Annotated in this window: 15 protein-coding genes; 9 read left to right on the forward strand and 6 right to left on the reverse strand. The window is 55.3% G+C overall.

The genetic code is table 11. From position 1 onward, the window contains the following. Window positions 1–4 precede the first annotated feature (4 nt). The 3 genes from ubiE to udp all read right to left on the reverse strand — a co-directional run bounded on the left by ubiE (window position 5) and on the right by udp (window position 3,185). Window positions 5–760 carry a bifunctional demethylmenaquinone methyltransferase/2-methoxy-6-polyprenyl-1,4-benzoquinol methylase UbiE gene (ubiE, locus tag ACHHZ6_RS20670; RefSeq protein ID WP_181621351.1) on the reverse strand — a complete coding sequence of 252 codons (756 nt, stop codon included), beginning with the start codon at window positions 758–760 and terminating at the stop codon, window positions 5–7. 66 nt (window positions 761–826) lie between these two features. Then, complete coding sequence (gene rmuC, locus ACHHZ6_RS20675) at window positions 827–2,284, reverse strand: DNA recombination protein RmuC (RefSeq protein ID WP_182919106.1); 1,458 nt, start codon at window positions 2,282–2,284, stop codon at window positions 827–829. Between the two features lie 139 nt (window positions 2,285–2,423). Further along, the gene (gene udp / locus ACHHZ6_RS20680; protein ID WP_395122958.1) at window positions 2,424–3,185 is read right to left on the reverse strand and encodes a uridine phosphorylase; all 762 of its coding nucleotides are present in this window, start codon (window positions 3,183–3,185) and stop codon (window positions 2,424–2,426) included. Between the two features lie 249 nt (window positions 3,186–3,434). On the opposite strand from udp, the gene ACHHZ6_RS20685 reads away from it, so the two are divergent. The 8 genes from ACHHZ6_RS20685 (at window position 3,435) to ACHHZ6_RS20720 (ending at window position 11,910) form a co-directional block, all read left to right on the forward strand. Next, window positions 3,435–4,238, forward strand: coding sequence for a dienelactone hydrolase family protein (locus tag ACHHZ6_RS20685; protein WP_182273341.1), 804 nt, complete (start codon window positions 3,435–3,437; stop codon window positions 4,236–4,238). Between the two features lie 283 nt (window positions 4,239–4,521). Next, window positions 4,522–5,190, forward strand: a complete 669-nt coding sequence (locus tag ACHHZ6_RS20690; protein ID WP_182919107.1) for a cysteine hydrolase family protein — start codon at window positions 4,522–4,524, stop codon at window positions 5,188–5,190. Window positions 5,191–5,337: 147 nt separating this feature from the next. Further along, window positions 5,338–6,894, forward strand: a complete 1,557-nt coding sequence (gene fdrA, locus ACHHZ6_RS20695; RefSeq protein WP_395122959.1) for an acyl-CoA synthetase FdrA — start codon at window positions 5,338–5,340, stop codon at window positions 6,892–6,894. Further along, window positions 6,891–8,312 (forward strand): DUF1116 domain-containing protein, encoded by a 1,422-nt coding sequence (locus ACHHZ6_RS20700; protein ID WP_182919109.1) that lies wholly within the window; start codon window positions 6,891–6,893, stop codon window positions 8,310–8,312. The genes fdrA and ACHHZ6_RS20700 overlap by 4 nt, the downstream gene beginning before the upstream one ends. Next, window positions 8,309–9,268, forward strand: a complete 960-nt coding sequence (locus ACHHZ6_RS20705; RefSeq protein ID WP_196390602.1) for a carbamate kinase — start codon at window positions 8,309–8,311, stop codon at window positions 9,266–9,268. The genes ACHHZ6_RS20700 and ACHHZ6_RS20705 overlap by 4 nt, the downstream gene beginning before the upstream one ends. A gap of 18 nt (window positions 9,269–9,286) precedes the next feature. Beyond that, a complete protein-coding gene (locus tag ACHHZ6_RS20710) occupies window positions 9,287–9,679 on the forward strand; it encodes a glutamyl-tRNA amidotransferase (RefSeq protein ID WP_182273336.1) in 393 nt (130 codons plus the stop codon). A 24-nt stretch (window positions 9,680–9,703) separates the two neighbouring features. Continuing rightward, window positions 9,704–10,927, forward strand: coding sequence for a cytosine permease (locus ACHHZ6_RS20715; RefSeq protein ID WP_395122960.1), 1,224 nt, complete (start codon window positions 9,704–9,706; stop codon window positions 10,925–10,927). Window positions 10,928–11,004: 77 nt separating this feature from the next. Next, the gene (locus tag ACHHZ6_RS20720) at window positions 11,005–11,910 is read left to right on the forward strand and encodes a LysR substrate-binding domain-containing protein (protein WP_182273334.1); all 906 of its coding nucleotides are present in this window, start codon (window positions 11,005–11,007) and stop codon (window positions 11,908–11,910) included. A gap of 35 nt (window positions 11,911–11,945) precedes the next feature. On the opposite strand, the gene metE is transcribed toward ACHHZ6_RS20720, so the two are convergent. Continuing rightward, entirely contained in the window at window positions 11,946–14,207 is a 2,262-nt protein-coding gene (gene metE, locus ACHHZ6_RS20725) for a 5-methyltetrahydropteroyltriglutamate--homocysteine S-methyltransferase (RefSeq protein ID WP_395122961.1), read from the reverse strand. Window positions 14,208–14,323: 116 nt separating this feature from the next. On the opposite strand from metE, the gene metR reads away from it, so the two are divergent. After that, window positions 14,324–15,277, forward strand: a complete 954-nt coding sequence (gene metR, locus ACHHZ6_RS20730) for an HTH-type transcriptional regulator MetR (RefSeq protein WP_182273332.1) — start codon at window positions 14,324–14,326, stop codon at window positions 15,275–15,277. On the opposite strand, the gene ACHHZ6_RS20735 is transcribed toward metR, so the two are convergent. After that, window positions 15,165–16,064 carry a carboxylate/amino acid/amine transporter gene (locus tag ACHHZ6_RS20735; protein ID WP_182273331.1) on the reverse strand — a complete coding sequence of 300 codons (900 nt, stop codon included), beginning with the start codon at window positions 16,062–16,064 and terminating at the stop codon, window positions 15,165–15,167. The two genes, metR and ACHHZ6_RS20735, sit on opposite strands and share 113 nt — an antisense overlap. Before the next feature lie 82 nt (window positions 16,065–16,146). Further along, a complete protein-coding gene (gene yigL, locus ACHHZ6_RS20740) occupies window positions 16,147–16,947 on the reverse strand; it encodes a sugar/pyridoxal phosphate phosphatase YigL (RefSeq protein WP_182919114.1) in 801 nt (266 codons plus the stop codon). Window positions 16,948–16,972 lie beyond the last annotated feature (25 nt).

A 16,972-nucleotide genomic window follows, 5' to 3' on the forward strand; every position in this document is an offset into this window, starting at 1 on the left:
CCACTCAGAACTTGTAACCACGATGCAGCGCGACGACACCGGCCGTCATGTTGAAGTACTCAACGTTCTCAAATGCCGCATCCTGCATCATGGCTTTCAACGTGTCCTGATCCGGGTGCATACGAATAGACTCTGCCAGATAGCGGTAGCTTTCTGCATCGTTTGCCACCAGCTCACCAATACGCGGCAGAATGTGGAATGAATAGGCATCGTAGGCTTTACTCAGCGGCTCGATAACCGGTTTGGAGAACTCAAGCACCAGCAGGCGTCCGCCCGGCTTCAGCACGCGGTACATGGAACGCAGCGCTTTGTCTTTATCCGTAACGTTACGCAGGCCAAACGAGATAGTGATGCAGTCAAAGGTATTATCCGGGAACGGAAGAGCTTCAGCGTTGGCCTGTACATATTCCACATTACCCACAACGCCGATGTTACGCAGCTTCTCGCGTCCCATTTTCAGCATGGAGTCGTTGATATCGGCCAGAACAACGCGACCGGTTTCCCCTACCAGACGGGAGAATTTCGCGGTCAGATCGCCCGTACCACCCGCTAAATCCAGCACCGTTTGTCCACGACGCACACCGCTACAGTCGATGGTGAAGCGCTTCCACAAGCGATGAATGCCGAATGACATTAAGTCATTCATCACATCGTACTTCGCCGCCACGGAATGAAATACGTGGGCCACCATGTCAGCTTTCTGCGCTTTGGCGACAGTCTGAAAGCCAAAGTGCGTCGTGTCTTGTGAATCGTCAACCATCTCAGAGCCTGCTTATCAGTAAAATGTCCGGGAAGTGTAACAGATTGGGCGCGTTTGCCCTACGATTCAACCACCGCGAAAGAAACGCGTCGGCTCCTCTTCTGGCGATAAATCCGCCGTTAAATCGTTGTCTTCACTGTTTGTCTTTTGTTCAGCATGACCTTCTCGCAGACGGAATTCTTCGTCCTGAGCCGTGGCCTGTTCCACCAGTTCCGGATTAATCTCGCGTTTGACCTCCACCCCCAGGCTGCGAAACGCTTCGGCTTGCGCCAGCAAATTGCCGCGCCCGGAGGAGAGCTTTTTCATTGCCTGACGGTAGTTATCCTGCGCGCGGTCAAGGCTTTGCCCAACCGAGGACATATCGTCCACGAACAGGCGCATTTTGTCGTACAGCTTGCTGGCGCGATCGGCAATCTGCTGCGCATTGCGGCTCTGGTGCTCGTAGCGCCACAGGTTCGCAATGGTACGTAAGGCCACCAGCAACGTGGTGGGACTTACCAGCATAATGTTATTTTTCAGTGCTTCAGTAATCAGTTCTGGCTGCCTGTCGAGCGCCAGCAGGAATGCGGGCTCTACCGGGATGAACATCAGCACGTAGTCCAGAGAACGCAAACCCGGCAGCTGTTGATAGTCTTTTCGGCCCAGCAGACGAATGTGGTTACGTACAGAGGCAATATGTTCCTGCAGCGCCGCCTCGCGAATGTAATCATCCTCTGCATTGAAGTAACGCTCGTAGGCCACCAGCGTCATTTTGGCGTCAATCACCACATCTTTGCCCTGGGGCAACCGCACAATCACATCCGGCTGCATGCGCGAGCGGGCATCGTTCTCAATGCTGACCTGCGTTTCGTATTCATACCCTTCACGCAGACCAGAAGCTTCCAGCACGCGGGTCAGTACCACCTCGCCCCAGTTACCCTGCGCTTTGTTATCCCCTTTCAGGGCGCGTGTCAGGTTGACTGCTTCCTGCGCCATCTGCGCATTCAGCTGCTGGAGATTACGAATTTCATGCGCCAGCGTGTGACGCTCGCGGGCTTCCTGGCCAAAGCTGTCCTGCACCTGACGACGAAAACCGTCAAGCTGTTCACGCAGCGGTGTCAGCAGGCTGTTCAGGCTCTGGCGGTTTTGTTCGTCAACGCGGCGGTTGCTGTGCTCAAAAATGCGGTTCGCAAGGTTCTCGAACTGCTCACTGAGGCGCTGCTCGCTGTTGATCATCTGGCGGATTTTATCTTCCGCATGCAGCTGGGTAGATTCAAGGCGGGTGGTCACTTCGCGGAGATCGGCCTCCAGTGAGGTGTTAATGTCGCGCAGGTTGCGCAGTTCGTTATTGAGCAACTCACACTCGTCGCGCCAGTGCGAACCCTGGGCAAGCTGTTGTTTTGCCGCGCTTAACTCCGCGACCATCTCTTCGCGTTCTGCCAGTTGATCGGCTTTCTGCTGCGCGTGCTGGTAGCTGGAAATCAGCCAGCCTATACCCACACCCACCAGCGCAATCACCGCATAAATCAGGATTGAGATATCCACAATGCCCCCTGCATCAACGTATTACCCGCACAAAATAGAATTGTGCTGTATAAACGTCCAGTTTGAAAGGGTTTTCCTGCGAGGCGCTACGCAAAAAGAAAAGGCCGAACGTATCGGCCTTTTATCTCATAAGACGGGACTAGATCAGGCGACGAGCGGCTTCAACCACGATTTTCACCGCATGACTTTCAGTCTGCTTCATGGTCTCGGCGTCCGGGATCTCTTGCTGAGTACGGTTGACGATAACGCCTGCCACCATACCGGCACGCAGACCCTGGCTTGCGCACATGGTCAGCAGTGTTGCAGATTCCATTTCGTAGTTCATTACGCCCATAGACTGCCACTCTTCCATTGAGCCTTTAAAACGGCTCACGACGCGACCAGAGAAGGTGTCGTAACGCTCCTGGCCTGGGTAGAAGGTATCAGAAGAGGCGGTCACGCCCACGTGAGTCGTTGCCCCCACGGATTTCGCGGCTTCAACCAGTGCAGTGGTACATTCGAAATCAGCCACTGCCGGGAATTCCATTGGCGCAAAGTGCAGACTTGCTCCATCCAGACGCACAGACGCGGTGGTGACCAGCACGTCGCCGACATTGATATGTGGCTGAATAGCACCGGTGGTACCGATACGCAGGAAAGTACGAATGCCCAGCTGCGCCAGCTCTTCAACTGCAATAGAAGTAGACGGGCCGCCGATACCGGTCGAGCACACGATCACTGCTTTGCCATCCAGCTCAGCGCGCCAGGTGGTGAATTCACGATGGGCTGCCAGCTTAACCGGCTTATCCATCAGCGCGGCGATCTTTTCCACACGCTCAGGATCGCCAGGGACGATAGCGAGCGTAGCCCCTTGTAAATCGTTTTTAGTGAGGCCGAGATGAAAAACATCAGACTTAGACATAGGTGACTCCTCTGTGGGTCGGTTAGTCAGAAGAAGTAAAATGGTACTTTACAGAAGCAATAAGCACAATTTCGTGACACACCTCACCATGAATGAAAATGATTGCAGTAGATTTCCATGAAATGGTGATTCACATCACATTAACAAGTTATATCGCGGGGCACTGCACAAAAGATAGACGGTTTAAGGCACTGTGGGTTGTTATCTTGAGGTCTATATTTATATGCACTTACGGGTACGGAGAATACCATGACTCAGAAAACCAATTTTGCGCCTGCCGCCGCCCCTCTTGCTTCGACCATCGTCTCCACCTCTGAAGAATCGATCCTGGCCGGTGAAACCTCCATTCCCTCGCAGGGCGATAATATGCCTGCTTACCACGCACGGCCAAAATCCGCTGACGGCCCGCTGCCTATCGTGATTGTGGTTCAGGAGATTTTTGGCGTTCACGAACATATTCGCGACCTCTGCCGTCGACTGGCTCTGGAAGGGTATCTGGCCGTTGCACCAGAGCTCTATTTCCGCCAGGGCGATCCGAATGATTACAGTGATATCCCTACGCTTTTCAGCAACCTGGTCAGCAAAGTGCCAGATGCGCAGGTGCTGGCCGACCTTGACCACGTTGCCAGTTGGGCGGCGCGTAACGGTGGCGATCCGCATCGCCTGATGGTGACCGGTTTCTGCTGGGGTGGTCGTATTAGCTGGCTGTATGCCGCGCACAATCCACAGCTCAAAGCCGCCGTGGCCTGGTACGGTAAGCTGGTGGGTGAGAAGACGCTGAATTCACCGAAGCACCCTGTTGATATCGCAACAGACCTGAATGCACCGGTTCTGGGGTTGTACGGCGGACAGGATACGGGTATTCCACTCGATACCGTGGAAACGATGCGCCATGCGCTGCGTGCAGCCAACGCAAAGGCTGAAATTGTGGTGTATCCGGATGCCGGGCACGCCTTTAATGCCGATTATCGTCCGGGCTATCACGTGGAATCCGCTAAAGATGGCTGGGAGCGTATGCTGGCCTGGTTCAGCCAGTACGGTAATAAGAAATAACTTTTATGGCTCCGGGGCACACCGGAGCCATTCCCACATGAAAAATAAGTGCATTTCATCACATTATTGCGACAAATTTTTTCACTCTAAATATTCTTCTCATCAAATTTTTTGCCACATTATTCAGCGATATGACCCCCTTCACACTCACCGGGTATAACGCCTGCCAATACAAATTTTTCGTTGCTGCACACCAAACTATTTTCCTGTCTCACCACCTCTTTCTGCTGAATACTCAGCATCAGATTTACGGATCGTTTATGACCTGAACAGGAGATTTACCATGACGCAATACGTATTCCAGGCTCAACCTTTTGCTCTGCCATTTGCCCCCCATAGCACCGCTCTGGTGATGATCGACATGCAGCGTGATTTTGTGGAAGCCGGTGGGTTTGGTGAAGCGCTCGGTAACGATGTTTCGCGGGTTCGTTGCGCCATCGAGCCCTGTAAAAACGTGCTCGCAGCAGCCCGCAGTCAGGGAATGCTGGTGATCCATACCCGTGAGGGGCACCGCGCAGACCTTAGCGATTGCCCGGCAGCCAAGCTCACCCGCGGGGGCAAAACCTTTATCGGCGAACCCGGCCCAATGGGGCGTATTCTGGTGCGCGGTGAAGCGGGCCACGACATTATTCCAGAGCTCTACCCTGTCGCGGGCGAACCGGTTATCGATAAACCGGGCAAGGGTGCGTTCTATCAGACTGACCTGCATCTCATTTTACAGAACCACGGCATTAAAACGCTGATTGTCTGCGGCGTCACCACTGAAGTTTGCGTCACCACGACCGTTCGCGAAGCTAACGATCGGGGTTACGAGTGCATTATCCCGGAAGATTGTGTCGGCTCTTATTTCCCGGAATTCCAGAAATATGCGCTGGAGATGATCAAGGCACAGGGTGCCATTTTCGGCTGGGTCAGCCATTCCTCCGCCATTCAGGAAGGCCTTAAGGGCTAAATAACGGAGATACCGTCGAGGCCTCGCGGTATCCGCTATCTAACAACCTCACATTATCACGACCTTTTCGTAGCGCCCGATACCACGCTATGCGGGTTCCCTTTGTCCGCACTCTGCTGTCGGGCAGTCATTACCAGGCTTAACATAATGAAAATTCAGAGCAAAGTTTTCAGCAACCTATACCAGGACTCTGTGTCTTTGATGCAGATTTCAGCGCGGATCAGCAAGCTACCAGGTATCCATAACGCGTCAGTGGCGATGGGAACCCCGATGAACCTCGACCAGCTTCGTGAAGCTGGACTTGGTACGGAGCTCCGCGCCGGTCCGAACGATCTGATCATTGCCGTCATGGGAGAAGAAGCCGCTTGCATAGCGGCGCTGGATCTCGCTGAGCAACGCCTGAACAGTAAGCCTGAAGAGAGTGCGGATATCAGCAAATCTCCCGACCCGGTTAGCCTGGATATGGCACTGGAAACCGCGGCCGATGCTAATCTGGCGCTGATTTCCGTTCCCGGAGACTATGCGGCCGCCGAGGCGATAAAAGCGCTGAATCTGGGTATGAACGTGATGATGTTCAGCGATAACGTCAGTTCCGGGCAGGAAAAAGCGATTAAAACCCTCGCGCACACACATCGCCGTATTGTGATGGGTCCCGACTGTGGCACTGCCATTATCAACGGTATTCCGTTGGGTTTTGCTAATGTGGTTAAACGCGGGGTCATCGGTATCGTCGGTGCATCCGGTACCGGGTTGCAGGAGGTGACGTGCCGTATTGACAGACTTGGGTCAGGCATCTCGCAGGCTCTGGGCACAGGCGGCCATGACCTCAGCGAAGAAATCGGCGGGATTTCCATGCTGGATGGACTCCAGGCACTTATGCAAGATGAAGCCACCGACGTCATCGTTTTGATCTCAAAACCACCTTCACCCACTGTGGCTACGCGCATTCTGGAGCAGGCTCAGTTTGCCGGGAAACCCGTGGTAGTGAACTTTATTGGTTCTGATCCGCAGGAGATCGCACGCCCTAACGTAAGCGCCGCACTGACGCTTGCCAGCGCGGCTGAAATCGCGGTTGCATTAGCCAACCATCAGCCATTACCAGAAAAACCGGCAGACCCAACACCTCGTGACATCGTTACCCTGCAACAGTCTTGCCTGAATTTGTCTGCGGCAAGGCAGGATATTCGCGGCGTCTTCGCGGGAGGGACGTTCTGCTATGAAGCGCAACTCATCTGCCAACAAAACGGTTTCAGCGCCGCATCAAACACCCCCGTTTCCGGAAATAAAAAACTACAGGATATCTGGCAGAGCCACGGTCATACGCTAATCGACATGGGAGATGACGATTTCACCCGCGGTAAACCGCACCCGATGATTGACCCCACGCTGCGCAACCAGCGCCTCATTAACGAGCTGAACGATCCACAGACTGCCGTTGTGTTGTTCGATGTGGTGCTGGGATATGGCGCATCCGAAACCCCTGCCAGTGAATTACTGGAGCAACTTGCTCACATTGATAAACACCATGCCCCGGTATTGATTGCGCATGTATGCGGCACAGAAGCCGATCCACAACAGCGCAGCCGCCAGGTTGACGCCCTGCGTGAAGCGGGCGTCATCATCGCCGATTGCAACGCGCAGGCCGCAGCCTGGGCCAGCATCGTGGCTAACATTCAGCTCCAGAAGAAGGACTTCTGCGCATGAACACCTTATTTAATCAGCCCCTGAAAGTAGTGAATGTCGGGCTTCAGAGCTTTGCCAGTAATATCCAGAAAGTCGGTGGCGAGGTTATCGCACTCAGCTGGCAACCCCCTGCGCTGGGCAATATCGATGCCGGACACGATCTTGCCTCTCTGCTGCATCACCCCTTAGTAGAACACGCCAACCAGATTGCGATGGCGCGTTACCTCAGTGCCCAGCCGGCTCTGGTGGATGTCATGCCGGCCAGCGAAGCGATTCCCGAAATGGCTCATCGCAAACTCATCCTGCATTCCGGCCCGCCCATTCGCTGGGAAAACATGTGCGGCCCGGTGAAAGGGGCCATTGTGGGTGCAATGTTGTTTGAAGGCTGGGCTAGCGGCCATGAAGAGGCCGAGAGACAGATCCTGGCGGGAGAGGTAGCACTTGAGCCATGTCATCACCATCACGCCGTTGGGCCGATGGCTGGCATTATCAGCCCGTCTATGCCGCTGTGGGTTATTGAAAATAAAACCAACGGACAACGCGCCTTCAGCAATTTTAACGAAGGGTTAGGTAAGGTTTTACGCTTTGGTGCCAACAACGAAGAAGTGCTCGAACGTCTGTGCTGGATGCGCGATGAGCTGGGACCTGCGCTTAAAGCCGCCGTGCGTCACCTTGGCGAGCTGGAGTTAAAACCGCTGATGGCACAGGCGTTACATATGGGTGATGAAGTCCATAACCGTAACGCCGCAGCAACCGGTCTACTGATCAAACGCCTGCTGCCCGCGCTACTGGCCTGCAACTTGCCTGGTACGAGCGTACAAAAGGTCGTGGCCTTTATCACCAGCAACGATCACTTCTTCCTCAACCTGTCGATGGCGGCCTGTAAAGCCATGATGGACGCAGCCGCCGGTGTGCCATTCAGTTCAATGGTTACGGTGATGGCACGCAACGGTGTTAATTTCGGCATTCGCTTGTCCGGCACCGGAGAGCAATGGTTCCAGGCTCCAGCCAACGCGGTCGAAGGGCTATTTTTCCCGGGCTATGGCGTGGACGATGCTGCCGCAGATCTTGGTGATAGCGCCATTACGGAAACCGCCGGCGTGGGTGGGTTTGCAATGGCATCTTCCCCTGCAATTGTAAAATTTGTCGGTGGAACCCCCGCAGATGCGACCAACAATAGCCGCCGCATGCAGTCAATTACCCTGGGTGGTAACCCGGCCTTCACACTGCCAGCCCTGAACTTTGCCCCGACGGCTGCCGGTATCGACGCCCGCAAGGTCGCCGACCGCGGTATTTTACCCGTCATCAACACCGGGATTGCGCACAAACAGGCCGGCATCGGCCAGATTGGAGCGGGCATCACGACCGCTCCCATGCCCTGCTTTGTCGAGGCAATTTCCACACTGGCGCAGATCGTTGCAAAAGGAGAACCACAATGAGCAGGCCATTGGCTGTCGTTGCTGTCGGTGGTAACGCCCTGATCCAGGACGATCGACGGAATAGCATTCCCGATCAATACGATGCGGTGATTGAAAGCGTTGAACATATCACCGATATGGTCGAGGCCGGGTGGGATCTGGTATTGACCCACGGCAATGGCCCGCAGGTAGGGTTTATTTTACGCCGTTCCGAACTGGCGAGCGGTGAAGTTGCCCCCGTCCCACTGGATTACGCCGTGGGCGATACCCAGGGCGCAATCGGCTATATGTTCCAGAAAGCGCTGCATAACGCCCTGGCACGTCGCGGTATTCACAAACCCGTTATTGCTCTGGTGACGCAAACACGGGTCAGTGAGGAGGATGACGCCTTCGCAAACCCAACCAAACCTATCGGTGCATTCCTTGATGAAGCGACCGCCCGCGAACGTCAGCAGCAACTCGGCTGGACACTGATGGAAGATGCGGGCCGGGGCTGGCGACGCACCGTGCCTTCTCCCTCACCTCTGGAAATCATTGAACACAACACCATTGCCCAACTGGTGAAGCAGGGCTATATCGTCATCGCCTGCGGCGGTGGCGGGATCCCGGTCATTCGCGATGCACAACAACAGCTGAAAGGCGTCGAGGCGGTGATTGATAAAGATCGCGCGTCTGCTCTGCTCGCCAGCCAACTGCAAGCCGATTTGCTGCTCATTCCCACCGGGGTAGAAAAAGTGGCGATCAACTTCGGCACGCCCCGGCAGCAATGGCTGGACACCCTTACCGTCGAACAAGCCCAGGCGCTCGTGCAAGAGGGGCAATTTGGGGTCGGTAGCATGCAACCGAAAGTCGAAGCGATTCTCGATTTTGTGAACACCAGCCAACAACAGGGTAAATACGCCAGCGGTCTGATCACCAGCCCGCAGGCCATTAAAGCCGCCCTTTCACACCAGAGCGGAACCTGGATCACCCCATAACATTTACCGGAGAATAATATGACAACCACTACTCTGCTGGCTGTGAATGGCACCCTGATGCGCGGCCTGGAATTGAACAAAAACATGCTCAAGGCAGGCGGTGTATTCGTGCGCGAAGACCTCACCGACGCGCACTATCGCCTGTGGAGCATTAACGACAGACACCCTGGGATGATCCGCGTCGCACAAGGCGGCACGCAGGTTGCGCTGGAGATTTGGGCGCTTCCGCTCGCCAGTTTTGCCGAATTACTGATGAGTGAACCTGCGGGGCTGGCCATCGGTAAAGTCAAACTCGCCGATGGCAGCGAAGTGCTGGGCGTGCTGGCGGAAAACTGGCTCACGGAGGGTCAACGCGAAATCACAGAACAGGGAAGCTGGCGACAGTACACCGGCCATTTCCACACGGCGTAACGCGCACTTCAGAGGGAACAAGATATGCGTAAAACAGAAGAGAGTCTTCACACTGCGTCAGGGTTACGGATCGCCATGATTTTGCTTGGGATCGCCGTTACGCCGGTTCTGCTGTCATCTTCAAGTCTGGGTAACCAGCTTTCCAGCGGCAGCCTGATAAGTGTGGTATTGCTGGGTGGACTCATCCTCACCATTTTGTCTGCCATTACCATCAGCGTGGGCGAAAAAGCCCGCCTGCCAACGTACGGTATTGTGAAATATGCGTTTGGCGAAAAAGGCGCGATCGCTATCAATATCCTGATGGCCATCAGTCTGTTCGGCTGGATTGCGGTAACCGCCAGCATGTTCGGTCATTCCGTGCATGATTTGCTCACACAGCATGGGCTGAATGTTCCACTGCCGCTGCTGGTCGCTGCGGGATGCGTGATTTTTGTTGCCTCTACCGCATTTGGCTTTGAGGTATTAGGGAAAGTCGCCCAGATTGCCGTCCCTGTAATTGTGCTGGTTCTGTGTTACATCCTGTATGTTGCCACCCACAGCGACATAGCAATGCCGCAAACCGTTGTCAGTATGAATACTGGCGTTGCCGTATCGACCGTCGTTGGCACGATCATCGTTCTGGTCGCGACTCTGCCTGACTTTGGCAGTTTCGTGCATAACCGCAAGCACGCCCTGATCGCGGCGGGGCTGACGTTTCTGGTTGCCTACCCCCTGCTGTACTGGGCTGGCGCGACGCCCAGCGCCATTAGCGGCCAGGGTTCCCTGCTGGGTGCGATGACAGTCTTTGGTGCCGTACTGCCTGCCGCGCTGTTGCTGATTTTCGCCTGCGTAACGGGTAATGCCGGGAATATGTTCCAGGGCACGCTGGTCGTGTCAACGTTACTGACCCGCTTTCCTAAATGGCAAATAACCCTCGCGCTGGGGGGATTGTCTGCCATCGTCGGTAGCCTGGATATTATGGCGTGGTTTATCCCGTTCCTGCTGTTCCTCGGTATTGCCACCCCCCCGGTCGCCGGAATTTATATTGCCGATTTCTTCATGTACCGCCGCAACGGTTACCAGGATTCCGTTCTGACGCAGGAACCACAAATTAAAGCGCTGACGTTTGTCGCGTGGATTTCAGGCGCTGTTGTAGGTTTTATGACCGTGAAAGGGGTGTTCACCCTGACCACTATTCCGTCGGTAGACTCCATTGTTGTGGCCTGTATCGCATACGCGCTGCTCAGTCGTCTGGGTCAACACCGATAGTTCCTGCGTATAATTGGCACACTTTTACGGCTGAATCGAACCCGGGTTCAGCCGCTCTCTGCCGACCAGGAAACCCTATGTTTATTTCTGACGAAACTCTCCGCGTGATCCATCTGGTCGCCAGACACCAGAGCATTACGACTGCCGCCGAGCAGCTAAACAAAGTCCCGTCCGCCATTAGCTATACCATCAAAAAAACGGAAGAAGCGCTTGGCGCAGAACTGTTTCTTCGCAAAGGACGCTATATCGAACTCACGCCAGCGGGCAGCTATTTTATTGAACACAGCAAAACGATCCTCGGCGATCTGGAAGCACTCAGACGTAACACGGTGTTGATCCACGATGGCATTGAACGTGAATTAACGATTGCGGTAAACAACATCATTCCCACCGCCGTGCTGGTCGAGTTCATCCGCGATTTTGAACAACAATTCTCGTCAACGACACTGACGCTGAATCTTGAAGTCTACAACGGTTGTTGGGATGCACTGTATGGCAGACGGGCAGATCTGGTGATTGGTGCGCCCCATGCCGTTCCCGGCAGCGAGGGCATTATCAGCGCCCCTTTAGGGCAGCTGGAATGGGACTTTGTCGTCAGCCCACAGCATCCGCTCGCGGGTGCCCGACACCCGCTCGACAACGCTGAACTGCGTCACTATTCGGCTGTGTGTATTCGTGACACATCCATCAGCATCGCGCCGCAACAGGCCTGGCTGCTGGAGGGGCAAAAACCGCTTTTTGTGCCTGATTTCACCACCGCCATTGCATTAATCGAGCAAAATGTGGGGATTGGCTATATTCCGCACCATCTGGCGCTACCGTTGCTCAACAGGGGAACGCTACTCAAAAAACCGATGCGTGAACACAAACATGCCACAACGCTTTTTCTGGCAGCCCGTTCAGACGGTATGGGGAAAGTGTGCCGCTGGTGCATGGACTACCTGCAGCACCCGGCCTTAAGTGCAAGGCTAAGCGGGGGATAAAACACCTCTCCACAATGAAGGGAGAGGTTTTCCGGTTACGCCTGACGCAGATTCTGCGCCGCCTTCACCATGTTTGCCAGCGCCGCGCGGGTTTCCGGCCAACCGCGGGTTTTCAGGCCGCAGTCCGGGTTCACCCACAGACGCTCCGCCGGGATACGCTGAGCCGCTTTCTGCAATAAGGCTTCAATCCATTCTACGTCCGGCACGTTCGGTGAGTGGATGTCATACACGCCCGGCCCGATTTCGTTCGGGTAGTCGAACTCTTCGAATGACTCCAGCAGTTCCATGTCTGAACGTGATGTCTCAATAGTGATCACATCAGCATCCAGCGCAGCAATGGAATCCATGATGTCGTTAAACTCGCAGTAACACATGTGGGTGTGGATCTGTGTGTCGTCCTTCGCGACGGCGGCGTTGATGCGGAAGGCTTCCACGCCCCATGCCAGATACGCATCCCAGTCGCAGCGGCGCAGCGGCAGACCTTCGCGCAGTGCCGGTTCATCAATCTGGATGATGCCAATACCCGCCGCTTCCAGATCTGCCACTTCGTCACGCAGCGCCAGCGCAATCTGCTTCGCAATGGTTTCACGGCTCACATCTTCACGCGGGAAGGACCAGCAAAGAATGGTTACCGGACCGGTCAGCATGCCTTTCACTGGTTTGTCGGTCAGGGACTGAGCGTACTTCGCCCACTCAACGGTGATCGCTTCCGGACGGCTGATGTCACCAGTCACTACCGGTGGCTTCACGCAGCGGGAGCCGTAGCTTTGCACCCAACCGTTCTGGGTAAAGACGAAACCATCCAGGTGCTCACCAAAGTATTCCACCATGTCGTTACGCTCTGCTTCACCGTGCACCAGCACGTCCAGACCTAAGCGCTCCTGCTCCACAATCGCCTGTCTGATGTGTTCGGCGATACCGGTGCGATAGTGGTTCGCATCCAGATTACCCTTTTTAAAGTCCAGACGCAGGCCGCGGATTTCAGTGGTCTGCGGGAAGGAACCAATAGTGGTCGTCGGCCATGCTGGCAGATTGAAGCGGGCGCGCTGGGCTTCGGCACGCACGCTGTAAGCGTTCTGACGCTGGCTGTCCTGCGCCGTGATGGCCGCCAGACGTTTTTCGACCGCCGCATTGTGAACGCGGGTGGAGTGACGACGTGCCTGAATCGGCGCGCTCCATTCGGTAATCGCCGCCGTATTGCCCGTGTTCAGCGCATCACGCAGCAGCGACAGCTCTTCACATTTCTGCAGGGCGAAGGCAAACCAGCTTTTCACTTCCGCATCCAGGCGGGTTTCCACGCTCAGATCGATGGGGCTATGCAGCAGGGAGCAGGAAGAGGCGACCCACAGATCGCGTTTACCGACGACATCTTTAATCTGTGCATACTTCTCCGTCAGATCGGCACGCCAGACGTTGCGACCGTTGACCAGACCCGCCGAGAGCAGCCAGTCCGTTGGCAGACGCTTGTGCAGCTCCGCCACATCATCTTTGCCATGAACCAGGTCAACGTGCAGCCCCTGAACCGGCAGCGCCGCGATCGTGTCGAGGTTTGGCGTGACACCTTCAAAGTACGTGGTCAGCAGCAGCTTCACCTGACCCGTCAGCGCGTCGTAAGCCGGTTTGAAGGCGTTCAGCCATTCTTTCGGCAGCTCAAGCACCAGCGCTGGCTCATCAATTTGCACCCACTGAATGCCGCGTTTACCCAGCTCAATCAACACCTGTTTGTAGACCGGCAAAATATCGTTCAGCAGGCTGAGACGGTCAAATTGTTCGCCTTTCACTTTACCCAGCCACAGGTACGTAACCGGCCCCAGCAGCACAGGTTTTACCTGATGCCCCAGTGCCAGCGCTTCGTCCACTTCGTCCAGCAGTTGCGTCCAGGTCAGTTTGAACTGCTGGCCTTTTACGAACTCCGGCACCATGTAGTGATAGTTGGTGTTGAACCACTTGGTCATTTCCGCCGCTGCCGCTGGCTCCCCTGTTGGCGCACGGCCACGGCCAATGCGGAACAGGGTGTCGATATCTACCGATCCATCTTTGTTCTGATGACGAGCCGGCACGTTGCCAAGCAGCAGGCTGGTGGTCAGAACATGGTCGTACCAGGCGAAATCGCCCACTGGCAGCAGGTCAACACCCGCCTGTTTTTGCTGATCCCAGTGACGGGCACGCAGCTCGCGGCCAACGGTCAGCAGTTCTTCACGGGTCGTGTTGCCCGCCCAGTAGCTTTCTTGCGCTTTTTTCAGCTCGCGACGCAGGCCAACGCGAGGGAAACCGAGAGTGTGATTACGGATTGTCATGGTATGCCCCTTGTGAATTTTTACGATTTAGACGTCCAGATGTTTACACATCCATAATTGGCGGTTACTGTATATTCCTCAAGCGCAAAATGTTCATGCCGAAGTGAAGGACTTTCATGATCGAGATAAAACACCTGAAAACGCTACAAGCGTTGCGGAACTGCGGTTCTCTCGCAGCGGCTGCGGCTACGCTGCACCAGACCCAGTCCGCCCTTTCTCACCAGTTCAGCGATCTGGAACAACGCCTCGGCTTTCGTCTTTTTGTGCGTAAGAGTCAGCCGCTACGCTTTACGCCGCAGGGTGAGATCCTGTTGCAGCTGGCCAACCAGGTGCTGCCGCAGATTGCCAGCGCCCTGCAATCCTGCAACGAGCCGCAGCAAACCAAACTGCGTATCGCAATTGAGTGTCACAGCTGTATTCAGTGGCTGACCCCCGCGCTTGAGAGCTTCCGTCAGAAGTGGCCGCAGGTGGAGATGGACTTTAAATCCGGTGTGACGTTTGACCCTCAGCCATCGCTCCAGCAGGGCGAGCTGGATCTGGTCATGACCTCAGACATTCTGCCGCGCAGTGGTCTGCACTATTCGCCGATGTTTGATTTTGAAGTGCGCCTGGTTCTGGCTCCGGATCACCCTCTGGCCAGTAAAACACGCATCACGCCGGAAGATCTGGCGACGGAAACGCTGCTGATTTACCCGGTGCAGCGCAGCCGCCTGGATATCTGGCGTCACTTCCTGCAGCCCGCAGGTATTAGCCCACAGCTGAAAAGCGTGGATAACACCCTGCTGTTGATTCAGATGGTTGCGGCCAGAATGGGTATCGCGGCGCTGCCGCACTGGGTGGTGGAAAGCTTTGAACGCCAGGGTCTGGTCGTGACCAAAACCCTGGGTGAAGGACTGTGGAGCCGGCTGTACGCCGCCGTGCGCGACGGCGAGCAGCGTCAGCCAGTAACGGAAGCGTTTATTCGCTCAGCGCGGAACCACGCGTGCGACCATCTTCCGTTTGTGCGGAGCGCGGAGCGACCCAACGGCGATGTACCCACAGCGAAGCCAGGATCACCGTCCCTCCAGTAAGGAAGCTCGGCCAGTGCGGTTGTTCCTGCCAGATGGCGAGGTTCACCAGTAGCCCCGCAGGCACATGAACGTTGTTCATAATCCCCAGCGTACCGGCGTCTACCTGTGTAGCGCCGTAGTTCCACATGAAATACCCCAACCCGGATGCCACCACGCCCAGCCAGACCAGAATGCCCCACTGCACGGAGGTGGTCGGCAGTTTTTGCGGGTTACCGAGCATAAACCACGCCGCCACCGCGACGATAGCAGCCCCCATATAGAACCAGGCGAACGCGTTATGCTGTGGCATCGGACGGGTTTCCATCAGGCGTTTGTAGCCAACCATACCAATAGCAAAGCTGATATTCGCCAGCTGCACGAACATCAGGCCAGTCCAGAAGTGATCGCTCACTTTGTCATAGCGAATAATCGCCGCCCCCACAACCGCCAGCAGCGCACTCAGCACATAGCCCCAGCGTAAGCGACGCTTGCTCAGCAGATCGTAAATCAGCGTGATGTAGAGCGGTGTCAGCACGGTAAACAACAGGAATTCGGAGACGGACAAGTAGACATATGCCCGGAAGCTGAACAGATACATGATGCCGAGCTGCATCGCACCCACCAGCATGTACAGCAGAATGGTTTTTAGCGACTGCCCGCGCGTACGCAAAAACGGCAGGAACACCAGCGCCGCCAGCCCGACACGCATCAGTACCGAGAAGTAGCTGTCAACATGTCCGGCAAGGTATTCACCGATCAGGCTAAAGGAGAAGGCCCACAGGATAGTGGTGATAATGAGTAGCGCCACAATGCTTGTCTCTCAGAAAGAAGGACAGGCATTGTAGCGAACTACTCAGTTGACAACTGGGCAGTAAATAATCAATTAAAGATTATTCAAGGAACAATTTGCGCAGATATTTTGGTACCGCGTTATCGGCGTTCGAACCAATCACTTCCAGCTCGGGGTGCAGATCTTTCAGACGCTGGTGCGCATTCTCCATAATGCAGCCTTTCCCTGCCATCGAGAGCATTTCTGCATCGTTCATACCATCACCAAAGGCAATGCTGTCTTTCAGGCCAAAACCCATACGCCTGGCGACAGCGTCCAGCGCGTGACCTTTCGAGACACCGCCCGCCATGACCTCCAGACAGGTAAGCGTAGAGAAACTGACGTTGACGCGGTCACCCCAGCGCGCATTAAACGCCTGCTCCAGCGGCAACAGTTCTTCATGGCTGGTGCAGGTGAAAAACACTTTACTGACGCCTTCCGGCTCCAGCAGACCCGGCTCGTACAGCGAATACTGGAATACCGCCTCTTTAAAGAAACGCATCTCTTCCGGACGGTGGCGGTTCATAAACCACTCATCGTCGCGATAAACGTTGGTGACGATATTCGGGTTGTTATGCACAACACCAAACAGATCGGCGGCAATGCCACGATCCAGATTGTGAGTGAAAATCAGGTTGCCATCGGTATCGTGTACTCGCGCACCGTTGGAGGTGATCATGTAGGACTTGATGTCCAGATTATCGCGGATCTGCCCTACATCCACGTGGTGGCGACCGGTGGCAAACACAAAGTTCACGCCACGGGCAGTCAGGAGTTTCAGGGTCTCTTTCGCATAAGGCGACAGGGTGTGGTCGGGGGAAAGTAGTGTGCCATCTAAATCAGATGCAACAACCTGGTACATAGGGAAATTTAACCTCAATAGAAAA

Origin of the sequence: Enterobacter cloacae complex sp. 2024EL-00214, from assembly GCF_043945575.1 — a bacterium.
Taxonomy (GTDB): domain Bacteria; phylum Pseudomonadota; class Gammaproteobacteria; order Enterobacterales; family Enterobacteriaceae; genus Enterobacter; species Enterobacter cloacae_P.